General features: G+C 37.1%; 13 protein-coding genes and 1 pseudogene. 11 read left to right on the top strand and 3 right to left on the bottom strand.

What is annotated here, in order from left to right:
* Nucleotides 1-197 precede the first annotated feature (197 nt).
* From EDD72_RS07050 to EDD72_RS07010, 9 genes are all read left to right on the top strand, one after another.
* Nucleotides 198-1,205, top strand: coding sequence for an ABC transporter substrate-binding protein (locus tag EDD72_RS07050; protein WP_132768739.1), 1,008 nt, complete (start codon nucleotides 198-200; stop codon nucleotides 1,203-1,205).
* Nucleotides 1,205-3,400: an ATP-binding protein gene (locus EDD72_RS07045; RefSeq protein ID WP_132768736.1), complete on the top strand. Its 2,196-nt coding sequence runs from the start codon at nucleotides 1,205-1,207 to the stop codon at nucleotides 3,398-3,400. Before EDD72_RS07050 ends, EDD72_RS07045 begins: the two co-directional genes overlap by 1 nt.
* 21 nt (nucleotides 3,401-3,421) lie before the next feature.
* The gene (locus tag EDD72_RS07040; protein ID WP_132768734.1) at nucleotides 3,422-4,789 is read left to right on the top strand and encodes a sigma-54-dependent transcriptional regulator; all 1,368 of its coding nucleotides are present in this window, start codon (nucleotides 3,422-3,424) and stop codon (nucleotides 4,787-4,789) included.
* 186 nt (nucleotides 4,790-4,975) lie between these two features.
* Nucleotides 4,976-5,152 carry a twin-arginine translocase TatA/TatE family subunit gene (locus tag EDD72_RS07035; protein WP_132768732.1) on the top strand — a complete coding sequence of 59 codons (177 nt, stop codon included), beginning with the start codon at nucleotides 4,976-4,978 and terminating at the stop codon, nucleotides 5,150-5,152.
* Nucleotides 5,152-5,358, top strand: coding sequence for a YqgQ family protein (locus EDD72_RS07030; RefSeq protein WP_132768730.1), 207 nt, complete (start codon nucleotides 5,152-5,154; stop codon nucleotides 5,356-5,358). Before EDD72_RS07035 ends, EDD72_RS07030 begins: the two co-directional genes overlap by 1 nt.
* A gap of 251 nt (nucleotides 5,359-5,609) precedes the next feature.
* Nucleotides 5,610-6,620 (top strand): ABC transporter substrate-binding protein, encoded by a 1,011-nt coding sequence (locus EDD72_RS07025; protein ID WP_132768728.1) that lies wholly within the window; start codon nucleotides 5,610-5,612, stop codon nucleotides 6,618-6,620.
* A 30-nt stretch (nucleotides 6,621-6,650) separates the two neighbouring features.
* Nucleotides 6,651-7,625 (top strand): ABC transporter permease, encoded by a 975-nt coding sequence (locus EDD72_RS07020; RefSeq protein WP_132768726.1) that lies wholly within the window; start codon nucleotides 6,651-6,653, stop codon nucleotides 7,623-7,625.
* A gap of 22 nt (nucleotides 7,626-7,647) precedes the next feature.
* Complete coding sequence (locus EDD72_RS07015) at nucleotides 7,648-8,442, top strand: ABC transporter ATP-binding protein (protein ID WP_132768723.1); 795 nt, start codon at nucleotides 7,648-7,650, stop codon at nucleotides 8,440-8,442.
* Nucleotides 8,443-8,576: 134 nt separating this feature from the next.
* Nucleotides 8,577-9,341, top strand: a complete 765-nt coding sequence (locus EDD72_RS07010; protein WP_132768720.1) for an SDR family NAD(P)-dependent oxidoreductase — start codon at nucleotides 8,577-8,579, stop codon at nucleotides 9,339-9,341.
* A gap of 87 nt (nucleotides 9,342-9,428) precedes the next feature.
* Here the strand turns inward: EDD72_RS07010 and EDD72_RS12525 are convergent, their stop codons facing one another.
* Nucleotides 9,429-9,599, bottom strand: coding sequence for a hypothetical protein (locus tag EDD72_RS12525; protein ID WP_165895000.1), 171 nt, complete (start codon nucleotides 9,597-9,599; stop codon nucleotides 9,429-9,431).
* A 286-nt stretch (nucleotides 9,600-9,885) separates the two neighbouring features.
* Between EDD72_RS12525 and EDD72_RS07005 the strand changes: the two genes are divergently transcribed.
* Nucleotides 9,886-11,067, top strand: coding sequence for an MFS transporter (locus tag EDD72_RS07005; protein WP_132768718.1), 1,182 nt, complete (start codon nucleotides 9,886-9,888; stop codon nucleotides 11,065-11,067).
* Nucleotides 11,068-11,178: 111 nt separating this feature from the next.
* Here EDD72_RS07005 and EDD72_RS07000 read toward each other — a convergent pair whose 3' ends face one another.
* The gene (locus tag EDD72_RS07000) at nucleotides 11,179-12,321 is read right to left on the bottom strand and encodes a S8 family peptidase (protein ID WP_132768715.1); all 1,143 of its coding nucleotides are present in this window, start codon (nucleotides 12,319-12,321) and stop codon (nucleotides 11,179-11,181) included.
* Between the two features lie 15 nt (nucleotides 12,322-12,336).
* On the bottom strand, nucleotides 12,337-12,678 hold the full coding sequence (locus EDD72_RS06995; RefSeq protein ID WP_132768712.1) for a hypothetical protein: 342 nt from the start codon (nucleotides 12,676-12,678) through the stop codon (nucleotides 12,337-12,339).
* A gap of 184 nt (nucleotides 12,679-12,862) precedes the next feature.
* Here EDD72_RS06995 and EDD72_RS06990 point away from each other — a divergent pair.
* Nucleotides 12,863-13,420, top strand: a pseudogene (locus tag EDD72_RS06990) (hypothetical protein); the annotation flags it as partial.
* Nucleotides 13,421-13,546 lie beyond the last annotated feature (126 nt).

Raw genomic sequence — 13,546 nt, 5'->3', positions numbered from 1 at the left:
TACAATTCCCCCCCCCCTTAATTATTTATTTATATCCCTATTCCTTTGCGAATAGGGATTTTTTGTGTTGCGCCCGGTAAGGGCGACAACTTGGCGGTGCTACAGGATTGGCAGTAGGAAATAAATTTGTAACAATCTTTCCGCTTAGTCCTATGGTACAATAAATATAGATAGATATTTGTAGATTGGAGGACATCATGAAAAGATTCGCTTGGGTGACCGTCATCGTTAGCGTTTTGTTTTTCTCCTTTTTAGGTTTTCAACAGTGGAAAAATCAAAGTGAAGCAAAAGAACAATTTCGAATAGGAATTCTACTAAGTGGTCCTGAACGATTGGAAAAAGTGAAAGGACTGAAAGATGGTTTGCAAAACTTAGGCTATATCGAAGGAATGAACGTCACTTATACCATCAAAGATGCAAAAAATAATGTGAAGCTAATGGAACGCTATGCTTCTGAACTTGATCGAATGAATCTTGATGTGATTGTAGCTGGTGGTGCCATTGAGGCAAAATTTTTTAAAGAAAATAAGGGAGGAAAAACACCGGTTATTTTTCTAGGAGTAGCAAATGCTGGACAACTTCATTTAGTTGAAAACTATAAAAAACCAGAGGGGAGAATGACTGGAGTTGAAAATGGCCATATTGAGCTATCCGCAAAACGATTAGAATTGTTTTCCATGCTCATTCCGTCTATTCAAAATGTCATTGTGATTTATGATGGACAAGTTGATGCAAGTCTGCTTAGTTTAGAACAAGTAAAAAAGATAGCAAAAGAAGAAGGAATACAGATCACTCCACTTTCAATCTCAGATACACAACAATTAGAGACGTTTAAAAAAATCCCTCTAAAAAAAGATGAAGGAATACTAGTTCTTCCAAGTTTCTATCTTGAAGAAATCAGTCCACAATTAAGTCAAATCGGATTACAGAAAAAAGTCCCTATTTTTGGGGTAAATATCAATGATGTGAAAAATGGTTTCCTTTTATCTTACGGTGTTTCATATTATGATCAGGGTTACCAATGTGCAAGTATGGTTAGCCGCATTCTACAGGGTCAAGTTCCAAGAGATATTCCGGTAGAAAAACCAAATACAGTGCGGTTATTGGCTAATTCGTTAACCGAAAAAAAATTGAACATTCATTTTTCAAAAAGCGGTAGTGCGTTTATCCAACGGATTCCTGTAACGGAAAGGGAGATTGAATAATGAATCGACATCTTGGTAAGAACAAACGCTATTCACTCTCTTTTTGGAATCGAATTAAATTTAAACTTTTATTCTTTGGTATTACAATGTCCATTTTACCGATTGCAATTGTTGGCGGTTATAATATTCAAACCTCTAAAAATACCTTAGAGGAAGGTGTAAAAGAAAAACAACTTTACATTGTCCAACGAGCCGCGACAGAGGTAGATCACCTACTCTCTACGATTGATAGCAAGATGCAACTCACGATTGATGCCAATGATGTAATTACTAACAATTCCCAAGCAAAACAACGATGGGAACAGAGTCTGTACGGATTTCTTAAGCAGGATCCGGAAATTGAGAACGCATTTCTTCTTGACCAACAGGGACAAGTTATTACTGGAGTATCTCGATGGATGAGTAAGGATAAGCTACAACAAATGGCTAATTCACTCCATGAGTTGGTATTACAAAATACAACAAACAAACAAGATTGGATGAGTTCGGTTCAGTTTAAAGCAGATGGTACGCCATCGATTCGAATGGTACGAACAGTCTATTCACCAGAAGATCATTCTTATCAAGGGCATTTCGTTGTTGATGTGAATTTAAAAGGTACATTTCAAAATATCTCTGCGATTCATTCCGGTAAAAATGGCTACATTTATTTGATTGATGACAAAAGCCGATTGATTGCTCATACCGATTTTGGTCAAGTCATATTAGGCAAAAATGTCATACAAGCTCCTGAATTACAAAAAATGATCGACCATAAGGGTAGGATGTCAGAACCAACACAGTATCGCAGTTATACAGGAGAAAAGGTCATTGGTGCATATGCCCCGATTGCTTCGGCAAATTGGGGAGTAATTATTGAACAGCCAATTGCACAAGCATTTGCGTCCATTCAATTTCTGATTCAACGTTTATTGATCATGATGGGACTTGTGAGTGGAATAGTTGTCCTGCTTAGTGTTGTATTTGGCATTTGGTTTACCAAACCGATTGAGTTGATGGAAAAAGCAGTACAAAAGGTGACAAAAGGAAAACTGGATGCAAAAATCAATTATCAATCCAAAGATGAATTTGGTCAATTAGCTGCTGCTTTTAACCATATGACAGATGAACTTCAGCTAAAAACAGATCATTTGGCAAGGGAAAAAGAACACCTCGATACGATTGTGAATGGAAGTGGGTCAGGCTTTGCTTTAATTCATGACGATTATTCAGTCGAATGGATGAATGATCGGTTACGACAATGGTTGGCTGATGATCGCCAACAATTTTCTTGTTATTCTTTATTAGGACGTTTATCTGAACCTTGTCAAAATTGTCCGATTACGTTAAAAGACCCTATGCAATGTCAAAATGAAATCGTCACTACGGTTCAAAATAATGGTCAGAAAAAAATGTATAGCCACCGAATGTATCCTCTTGAAAAAGTGAGAGAAGGTGATCCAAAATATTTAGTCGTTGTGGAAGATGTTACAGAACAACGACAACTTGAAGAAATGGTGATTCAGGCTGATAAACTTTCCGCATTAGGTATTCTTGCTTCTGGATTTGCACATGAGGTGAATAATCCCTTAGCTTCCATTAGTGCTTATGCTGAGGATCTCAAAGAAAGAATAAAAGAGGAACCGATTGAGGAATTAGTACAAGCGGGAGAAATCGATCGCTATCTGGACATTATTCGGAATAATGTCGATCGTTGTAAAGGGATTACTGGAAGTTTGCTTAATTTTACGAGAAAGACTTCATTTGTTACTCAAGATATTGATCTGTCTAAATTGATTGAGGATAGCTTAATATTGATGCAACATGTTTTAAAGAAAAAACAAATTCAAATTGATAAGCTATTTCAAACGGATCTTCCTTTGGTTCATGGTGATAGCTTGCAAATTCAGCAGGTATTGATTAACATTATCCAAAATGCCATTGATGCGATGGATGAAGGTGGGCAATTAACGTTATCGACACATAAATCACTAAATCAGGTTGAGATTCAAATTCAGGATAATGGACAGGGGATGACAAGTGATCAATTACAGAAAGTCTTTGACCCCTTCTATACCACAAAACCTGTTGGCAAAGGAACAGGTCTTGGACTCTATATTTCTTATCAAATCATGAAGAAAATGAATGGGGATATACAGATTGAAAGCCAACAAGGAAAAGGGACAGTGGTACGAATCATCTTTCCCACTGCATAAGCATAATAGGAGGTGGTCGAAATGGAACATATGATCCAAATCCTTGTAGTGGATGATGAAGAGGATCTTTTGCAATTGTTAGTACAACGATTAAAGAGAAAAGGTTATAAGGTGGATGGGGCATTATCTGGAGAAAAATCATTAAAAATGATGAAAGAGAAAGCCTATGATGTCGGAATTTTTGATATTAAGATGCCTGGAATGGATGGTATTGAGCTGTTAAAAGTAGCAAAAAAACTAGTGCCTGATATTGAAGTGATCATGCTTACAGGCCATGGAACGGTTGAAACAGCGATTGAAGCGATGAAATCAGGTGCCTATGACTATTTGACCAAACCCTATAATCTTTCAGAACTGGATGTCATCATTCAAAAAGCGATTGAAAAGAAACAACTTTTTGAAGAAAATCAGCGTTTAAAAGAAGTTTTGCAATCAGAAGGTTCGCAATTTGAAATCGTCGGCGAACATCCGAAACTGAAAATGTTGTTGGAAATGACAAAACGAGTGTCTAAAAGCCATGTTCCAGTATTAATCGAGGGTGAAAGTGGAACTGGAAAAGAGTTAATTGCTAGAGCACTTCATGCTTGGAGTGATCGGGCGAACCAACCGTTTATCGCGATCAATTCAGGTGCACTAATGGAAAACCTGTTAGAAAGTGAACTATTTGGTCATGCGAAAGGAGCTTTTACAGGTGCAGTCACTGAAAAAAAAGGTTTGGTAGAAATGGCCCATAAAGGGACATTGTTTCTGGATGAGATTGGCGAGATGCCTTTGTCATTACAAGTGAAATTATTGCGTTTTCTAGAAAGTGGGGAATTTCGTCGGGTTGGAGATAATCAATTGCGTAAAGTAGATGTTCGACTTGTAGCGGCAACGAATCGCAATTTAGAAAAGGAGATCGAGATGGGGAATTTTCGCGAAGATCTATATTTCCGTTTAAACGTAATGAAACTGGTTGTCCCCCCACTTCGAGAACGAAAATCGGATATTCCCTTGTTAGCACAATATTTTCTAACGAAGTATCAGAGTCTTTATGGGGAGAAACAATTGAGTAATGAAGCATTACAAGCTTTATCCCATTATCATTTTCCGGGGAATATTCGAGAATTATCTCATTTAATTGAACGAGGTGTCCTCTTGTCAATGGGCAAGATGATTCAATCCTCTGATATTTTCCCACACAGTCTAAACTCAGTCGAGGAAAAGAAAGAGAGAAAGGAGGAGGTGGCCACTCACACGATGATTTCATTAGAAGAATTAGAACGGCAACATATTGAGAGGGTTTTAAAGGAGTGTGATTGGAATAAGACGAAAGCCGCACAAATTTTAGGGATTAGTTTACGAAACCTTTATCGAAAAATTGAAAGCTACCAGCTTGAACCGAAGTAAATCATAATGACAATATCGCATACTATGACAGTTTGTCAAAGTAAGTTGTTTTGGGAAAATGGATAAAGTTGAGGTTTGTGATTTGGCACTTTTTTTGCATTAAGATAAAAATAAAGAAAGAGGCATAAATATTATTGAAACCTTTCTTTATCATTTCTGGTTTATCATTTTATGGAGGTGTTTTCGATGTTAAATAATATTGGTATTCCTGGATTAATTCTGATTTTAGTCATTGCATTGGTCATTTTTGGACCTAGTAAACTACCTGAAGTGGGACGCGCGTTTGGACGAACCATTAAAGAGTTTAAAAATGCAACGAAAGATATTTTAGATGAAAACGAAAACGAAAAGAAAGAAAGCTAATGTCAGGGAATGACGTAATGTTTGTTCGAGATCTTTTAAAACAGTTTGGTACATTCATTTATACAGGAAATCAATTAGATGATCTTGTGTTGATGGAGCTTGAACTGCAAGATTTATATGAATACAAGATGGTCTCGGACGAAGATTATATGAAAACCAAATTGATTCTTTCTAAGGCAAAAAGAGAATTAGAGAAGCAAAAGTAGATGGCACAGGAGTGTCATCTTTTTTTGTTATTGTCAAATTACTACAAAGTTTTCATTGTAGTTGGATTAAAGAGTTTATTATTTGACTGAATTTTCAGTTAAATGAAAAATGAATTGTAAAAATGCAGAAAACTTGTTATCATTAATTTAATAAACTTTATTACGTATACGCGTTAAAGCGCATATACGTTTAAGTATATAAGTAATAAAGTAGAATGGAAATACATATCGAAAAGTAGGGAGAGAATGATATGAAAAAGTGGATTCGAGGAACTTTGATTCTTGCACTTATGATTAGTATTTTATCTTTAGTTGCTTGTTCAACATCAAGTACAGATACGAAAGATTCAAAGACTTCAACTGAAAAGCAAAAAACAATTGGAATCGTCCAAATTGTAGAACATCCATCCTTAGATGCCTCGAGACAAGGATTTATTGATGCGCTAAAAGCAAACGGGTATGAGGACGGAAAACAAATAAAATTGGACTATCAAAATGCTCAAGGACAAGTACAAAACTTAACTACCATTTCGCAAAAATTCGTTAATGATAAGGTGGATTTGATCTTTGCGATTGCTACTCCTTCTGCCCAAGCAGCAGCTCAACAAACGAAAGATATTCCAATTTTGATCACAGCTGTAACGGATCCAGTAACTGCCGGTGTTGTGAAGTCGATGGATAAACCAGGTACAAATGTAACAGGAACCACAGATATGAATCCGGTGAAGGATCAATTAGCTTTAGTAAAAGAAGTAAAACCTTCTGCCAAAAAAGTAGGGATTATTTACAATACAGGGGAAGCCAATTCAGAAGTTCAAATCAAGATTGCAAAAGAAGTTGCACCAGAGTTAGGACTTAATCTAGAGTTAATAGGGATTACCAATAGTTCCGAAGTAAAGCAAGCAGCAGATGCTCTTGCAGCTAAAGTAGATGCGATTTATGTTCCAACAGATAATACTGTGGTATCCGCTCTCGATTCTGTTCTTAAAGTAGCAGAACAAACAAAGATTCCTGTAGTCGTTGGTGAAGGAGATTCAGTGAAAAAAGGCGGCTTAATCACTTATGGCCTAGATTACTATAAATTAGGTTATCAAACAGGGGAAATGGCTGTGAAAATCCTAAAAGGTGAAGCCAAACCACAAGACATGCCAATTGAAACACAAAAAGATATGAAGCTGATCATTAATAAGAAAGCAGCGAAAAGTATGGGAGTTGAACTTTCTGAGGAGTTGTTAAAGAAAGCGGATGAGGTAATCGAGTAAGTGAGATTTTACAACTAGAGGAGGAGCATTATGAATGTACTGATTGGTTCATTCGAACAAGGATTGATCTATTCCTTAATGGCAATAGGTGTCTATTTAGCTTTTCGAATATTAGATTATCCTGATTTAACGGTAGATGGTAGCTTCCCAATGGGAGCTGCCCTTTCTACCTTATTGATCACAAAAGGTTTAAATCCTTTTTTTGCTTTATTTTTCGCATTACTTGCAGGTGGAATTGCAGGTTTCATCACAGGAATATTGCATACTAAGGGAAAAGTGAATGGACTTTTAGCAGGGATCCTAACCATGACGGCCCTATATTCCATTAATTTGAAAATCATGGGGACTGCTAATCTTTCACTTTTTCGTTTTGATACGATTTTCACACCATTTGAGAATTTAAAAGAAACGATACAGCAAACCTTAGGAGATTCATTGATCTCTCAATCGATCAATGCTTGGTTATTTACAATCGTATTATTTATTTTTGTTATCGTAATAAAGAAGTTGATCGATTGGTTCTTGCAGACGGAATTAGGTTTAGCAATCCGAGCAACAGGTGATAATCCTTCGATGATTCGAAGTGTGGGTGTCAATACCGACTATTCCACAATTATTGGATTGGTTTTATCTAATGCATTAGTAGGCTTAGCAGGAGGGATAATGGCCCAATACCAAGGTTACGCCGATATTCAAATGGGTGTCGGAATGATTGTAGTTGGGTTGGCATCGGTTATTATCGGTGAAGCGATCTTTGGTAATCGTTCGATCCGAAGAGCAACATTCTCGGTCGTGTGTGGAGCCGTTATCTATCGACTGGTTATTGCTTTAGCTTTGTACCTTCCTGGTTTTAGTCCTACAGACATGAAATTAATCACAGCGTTACTTGTCATCGTATCTCTTACACTCCCTCGCTTTTCATTAAAGAATAAAAAAAAAGCTGTGGTAGGGAATCCGATTCAATCAATCGATTATTCGCTGAAAAAAGTAACAAAAGAAGGTTGAAGCAAAGAGAGGGGAACAAGTGATGTTAAGAGTCAATCAGATATCGAAAACATTCAACCAAGGAACCGTAAATGAAAAACAAGCGCTAATCAGTATTGACCTTCATTTATATAAGGGTGACTTTGTTACGGTCATCGGTAGTAATGGCGCAGGTAAGTCCACATTAATGAATGCGATTGCTGGCGTTTATCAAGTAGATCGTGGATCCATTGCTATCGATGGTGAAGATGTTACCCGCTTAAATGAAAGTCAACGAGCCAAATACATTGGTCGTGTATTTCAGGACCCAATGGCGGGAACAGCCCCTACAATGACAATTGAAGAAAATCTAGCGATGGCATATAAAAGGGGAAAGAAAAGAGGATTACGACTTGCTTTGAATAAGAATCTTCGCGATTTTTTCCGAACTTCTCTTGAGTCATTGGAACTAAACCTAGAAAATCGCTTGGAAACGAAAGTGGGCTTGCTCTCAGGGGGAGAACGTCAAGCACTAAGCTTATTAATGGCAACTTTTACACAGCCCAAAATTTTACTGCTAGATGAACATACAGCCGCCCTTGATCCGAAAAGAGCAAGATTAATCACTCATCTTACGGAAAAGATTGTGAAACAAGACCATCTTACAACACTAATGATTACTCATAACATGGATCAGGCTTTAAAATTAGGAAATCGTTTAATTATGATGCACCAAGGGGAAATCGTACTCGAGCTAAACGAGTTGCAAAAAGCGAAAATGACTCCAGCCGATTTAATTCATGCGTTTGAAGAGTTAAAAGGTGAGAAGTTCGTAGACGATCGAATTGCATTAGGATAAATGAAAATGATCTAAAAGGACTTAAGCAGATTGCTTGTTTAAGTCTTTTTTATTGGGTTCTTTAAACTTTCTGTTGAGGGACATCCTATATTTTTCTAAAATGGTAGGTAAAGATGAAATAGGAGATGGATGAAATGGACTTATTTAATCTAGAAGGAAAAGTGGCAGTGATCACAGGATCGGGAAAAGGAATTGGTAAGGCAATAGCCTTAGGATTAGCAGATGCTGGTGCCGATGTTGTCGTTGTAGCCAGAACTCAATCGGATATTGACCAGACCGTTTTAGAGATTGAACAAAAAGGGAGAAAAGCAATTGGCATATCTACTGATGTAAAGAAAAAAGAAGAAATTGAAAGAATGGTCGAACAAACTCTGCATACTTTTGGAAAAATCGATATTCTTATCAATAACGCGGGGATGAATATTCGTACTCCTGCACTAGAAGTCTCTGAAGAAGAATGGGAACTTATTATTCAAACCAATATGAAATCTGTTTTTCTCGCTAGTCAAGCAGTAGGAAAACATATGGTAGAACAAAAACACGGTTCGATTATTAATATTAGTTCCGTCGCTGGACATGTTGCTTTAAGAACAGGGGTGGCCTATGCTGCGACAAAAGCAGGTATTATCCAAATGACGAAAACCTTAGCACTGGAATGGGGAAAATATAATGTTCGCGTCAATGCGATTGCCCCTTGGTATTTTAAGACGCCGTTAACAGAGAAATTATTAACAAACAAAGAGTATTATGATGAGGTAATCAGTCGCACGCCCTTACGTCGCGTTGGAGATGTCAAGGAATTAGTAGGTCCAGCCGTGTTCTTAGCATCAGATGCCTCTAGTTATGTGACTGGTCATACGATTTTTGTTGATGGTGGTATGAGTATTTATGGATTTTAAATGAACTCGATTATATTAGAAAAAAGGCATTGCTCAGAAGCAACTGAGAATGCCTTTTTCATGGGATAAGAAAGGAAACTTATAATTTTAGACTGACTTTGATTTTTTGAAATAGAATCCAAGTGCAATCCATGCAATAGATGCCCCTATCGTGAGAATTGTTCCTTTAATACCGACCCATCTATATACCTCAAATGTAGAGATCAATGCGAGAAAAGCAACAACCATACTTGAAAAAAAAGCCGCGTCTTTATTCAAAGGATGGCCCCCTCTCCGAATACTATTAAAATACTTATAGAACTTAGTCATTCATGTTTTACTCTAATATTAACATAGAAAGATGGGAAAATCATTGTCAATTCTCTTTCAGTCGATTAAGATGTGATTATATGTTCTATAAGCACGACTTTTACGAGCGAGTTTTCTTCCCTACTATTTATTCAATGAAAACCGCGAGGAGTCGGAGTGCGTTAGAACATATAATCCATTTAAAGTATATAACCTTCGTTGATATGATTGAGAAATTATATAAGGAGTTCTGCTCATGAATGAAGCAACATTAGTATTAAACCAATCAACCCGTTGGGACCAAAAACGGTTTTATATCTTAGTGGTTACTATAGTTGTATCGGGATTTAGCCAAGGATTATTGCTTCCTTTGTTATCCGTATTACTTGAACAACAAGGGATCTCTGCAACCTTTAATGGATTAAGTTCTGCTGCTTTATATATTGGGATGTTACTTGCCTCTCCTTTTATGGAGAAACCTGTGCGGAGATTTGGCTTTAAACCGATGATCATTACAGGAATGGGATTGGTCGTTGGATCGATGATCCTATTTCCTTTATGGATGAACTTTTATTTCTGGATTTTTCTTCGGTTCATTGTCGGGATTGGGGATAATGCCCTTCATTTTGCGACTCAGGTATGGATTACATCGACCGTCCTCCCTGAGAAAAGGGGAAGGACGATTTCGTTATATGGTCTATCTTATGGAATCGGCTTTGGAATCGGACCGCTTGGATTGATACTTTTACGATATGGACATTGGGTACCTTTTATCGTAGCTGTATTCTTATTCATCCTTATATTCATGACTATTCTTCTTTTAAAAAATGAAATGCCTGAACAGTCACAAGAAACCCATACGGAAAAACGATATTTGCAGGTTTATTCCTTAGCTGGAATCGGTTTAATGCCGATGTTTATCTATGGTTTCTTAGAAGCAACACTCAATTCTAGTTTTCCAATCTACGGAATCCGAACTGGAATACGAGAAACAGTTGTGTCCACTTTATTATCTTCATTTGTAATTGGCAGCCTGATTTTCCAGCTTCCACTTGGTATCGTTAGTGATAAGTTTGGTAGAAAAAAAGTTCTTACTCTTGTGACATTGATTGGGGGAATCCTATTTGGGCTTGTCCCTTTTACGAATTCGAATTATGGATTGTTTTCCATTTTTATTCTTGCTGGTGGACTTGTTGGCTCATTATATTCTTTAGGGCTTGCGTATGTATCCGATTTGATCCCAATTTCTTTATTACCAACAGCCAATATTATTGCGACGATTCACTTCGGAATAGGTAGTATTATCGGACCTTATCTTGGTGGAGCCGTTCTATCAAATATTTCTGCTGATAGTCTATTCTATTTAATTGCGTTTGTTGTGATTTCTTTTGCTATATTTGCATGTATTGGGCGATTAATTAAGAATAAAAGAAAATAGGAGTTTATATATTCCATGCGTTGGAATATACAAACCTATGTACAAGCCATTTCATGTTAGAAAGGAAAGCCATTGCTTCATCATATACTTTTAAAAAAGCAGCTGTTGAAATTACTCAACAGCTGCTCTTGCTAATACCGAAGCATTCACAACACCAGCACCCTGGGCATAAGAAGATGCTTGGATCGGAACGGCAGATTGGCGTAAAAACTGTCTTAATTCTTCGGATGATAAGCGATATTTACTTAACATTAATGCTGCAACTCCCGTCACATGGGCTACAGCCATCGATGTCCCACTCAGTTCGCGATAGGAGTTATTCGTCCAAGTGGAAATAATTTTCTCACCGGGAGCAGCTAAATCAACTCTAGGTCCGATCGTACTAAATTTAGAGATTTGATCCTCCTGATTGATCGATGTAACAGCGATGGTTTCAGCAAATTGAGCTGGATATTCTAAACGTCCTCGAGTTCCTTTATTTCCTGATGCAGCGATCATGACAATACCAGCTTCATGTGCTCTTCGAATCGTTTCTTGGAAGGTAGAACTTGGTTCATTAAAGCCAAAACTCATATTGATGATCTGTATTTTGTTACTGATACACCAATCAATTCCTTTAATAATATCAGATAATTTTGCTGTACCATCTTTATTGAAGGCTTTTACTGCATAAAGATCGACTTGTGGCGCTGCACCAACCACGCCAATACGGTTATTGACTGCACCAACAATCCCGGCTACATGTGTACCATGGCCGTTGTGATCATAAGGTGGTAGAAAACGGCTAAGTAAATTAACTCCACCTTTTACATTCGGTCTTAGGTCCGGATGATCAAAGGCGATACCCGTATCAAGAATGGCAACACGAACTCCTTTTCCTTGTGTAACAGGCCAAGCTTGATCGGCATGTATTCGTTTAATTCCCCAAGGAATAACTTGAGGTTTTGTTAGGATTTTCCCTTTGAACGGAACATGAATTTTGACTTCAATGTCTTCCTCAACGTAAAAAATATCAGGATGCGTTCGGAAGTCTGTTCTCGAGTTAACAGGGAAATTTCCGATAAAGGCGTGAAGCCCCTTTAAATATTTTAACCCTCTCGTACCACACATTTTTAAATCATAGTAAGATTCCTGTGGAGAAACATCAGGCCTAAGAAAAACAATTTTTTTGACATATTGTGTGTTTCTTATAGGTTTGTGTCGAAAGAAAGGTAAAGGGTAAAAAGGCGGTTTTTGCCAAGGATAAGGAGTCATTGAAAAAACTCCTTTCTATTTTTTTCTCTTCTTTTTTGCTGTTTTTTGAATAGCATTTTGCAATTGTTGGGCTTGAGAATCAGATAGTAATTTTTCATTTTTTAGAAAATCTAACGCAGATCCAACACTTCCTGTTTTTTGGATATGGTCTGCCATTCTTCGAAGTTGGTCTTTACTCGTAGGTGCGTTCGTAACTCTTTGCACATATTCAAGTAATCCTTCTGTGCCTTTTGTATCTTTGACTTTCTTTGCCTCTTCTAAAAAGCGAGAAAGTTGATCTTCATTCATCACTTCTCGGCCCATTACAGAATTGATCAAGTCTACAAAATCCTTTTTAGTCGGTTTTTGGTCAGTCACAAAACATTCCTCCTTTTACAATATAAATTACTAGGAAAGGGAAAAATCTGTGATGGGATAATGCCTAGAAATCACAAAAAATTGAAAATTGGGCAGCAAAAAAATATAAGAAGGGAATAGAAATGGGCGAACGCCAGGATTTTTAGGTCATAGCATATATTGAAATGGCAAATCAGGGAAGCTTGAAGGAGGGATTCATAGCGTGGGTTCCCATAAAAGAAAATCATCCTCAGTTTATGTGAATAGCAAAAGTACCCAAAAGAAACGGACGCCACGTTCTTTTGTTGTAGAAGAACAAGAAGAAAGACAATTTCCAGCGATTATACCTGAATCATTTAGCTTCAAAAATTTTGACTTAGTTGGGAAAATTGATGATATGAGAAGTTTAACAAAGGAATTATCGATTATGGCCAGGCAATTAGAGATGTGGATGGGAGTTGCTTATACTGTAGCAATGGCATTTAAAGACAATGGGGTACTAAGAGAAGTTGTTAAATCATTAGCATCAATTGGCACAAATGGTGAACAGGGAGTCGAAGAACCAAAATCAAGAAAGAGGGCTCTACCTCCTCCACCTTTATCATTCTTTCAAAGAAACGATGAATATGAAGAAGAAAAAGTTGATCAGTTAAAGGAAGAAAAAGGTTCTCCTCAAGAAAACATTAATATCTTCGAGATTATGAATAATCCTGCATTTAAGGAGATAGTATCTAAATTGTTCCTAAACAATAAAAAGAAATAAAAAGAAAAGAAAGCCAGACAATTCTGGCTTTCTCAGCTTGTAGACAAAGTCCCTAACTAGTGGCCAAATCTACAGGTTTTTTTGTATAATAGGGATAGAATTCTTGGTTAACGGGGGAAATTTAGG

This window comes from Tepidibacillus fermentans, assembly GCF_004342885.1.
Classification (GTDB): Bacteria; Bacillota; Bacilli; order Tepidibacillales; family Tepidibacillaceae; genus Tepidibacillus; species Tepidibacillus fermentans.
This window is presented reverse-complemented; position numbering and strand designations above follow the sequence as displayed.

Bases quoted from the DNA above. Each gene is read 5' to 3' on its own strand.
- EDD72_RS07050 (WP_132768739.1), top strand. From the start codon at position 198: ATGAAAAGATTCGCTTGGGTGACCGTCATCGTTAGCGTTTTGTTTTTC.
- EDD72_RS07045 (WP_132768736.1), top strand. From the start codon at position 1,205: ATGAATCGACATCTTGGTAAGAACAAACGCTATTCACTCTCTTTTTGG.
- EDD72_RS07040 (WP_132768734.1), top strand. From the start codon at position 3,422: ATGGAACATATGATCCAAATCCTTGTAGTGGATGATGAAGAGGATCTT.
- EDD72_RS07035 (WP_132768732.1), top strand. From the start codon at position 4,976: ATGTTAAATAATATTGGTATTCCTGGATTAATTCTGATTTTAGTCATT.
- EDD72_RS07030 (WP_132768730.1), top strand. From the start codon at position 5,152: ATGTCAGGGAATGACGTAATGTTTGTTCGAGATCTTTTAAAACAGTTT.
- EDD72_RS07025 (WP_132768728.1), top strand. From the start codon at position 5,610: ATGAAAAAGTGGATTCGAGGAACTTTGATTCTTGCACTTATGATTAGT.
- EDD72_RS07020 (WP_132768726.1), top strand. From the start codon at position 6,651: ATGAATGTACTGATTGGTTCATTCGAACAAGGATTGATCTATTCCTTA.
- EDD72_RS07015 (WP_132768723.1), top strand. From the start codon at position 7,648: ATGTTAAGAGTCAATCAGATATCGAAAACATTCAACCAAGGAACCGTA.
- EDD72_RS07010 (WP_132768720.1), top strand. From the start codon at position 8,577: ATGGACTTATTTAATCTAGAAGGAAAAGTGGCAGTGATCACAGGATCG.
- EDD72_RS07005 (WP_132768718.1), top strand. From the start codon at position 9,886: ATGAATGAAGCAACATTAGTATTAAACCAATCAACCCGTTGGGACCAA.
- EDD72_RS07000 (WP_132768715.1), bottom strand. From the start codon at position 12,321: ATGACTCCTTATCCTTGGCAAAAACCGCCTTTTTACCCTTTACCTTTC.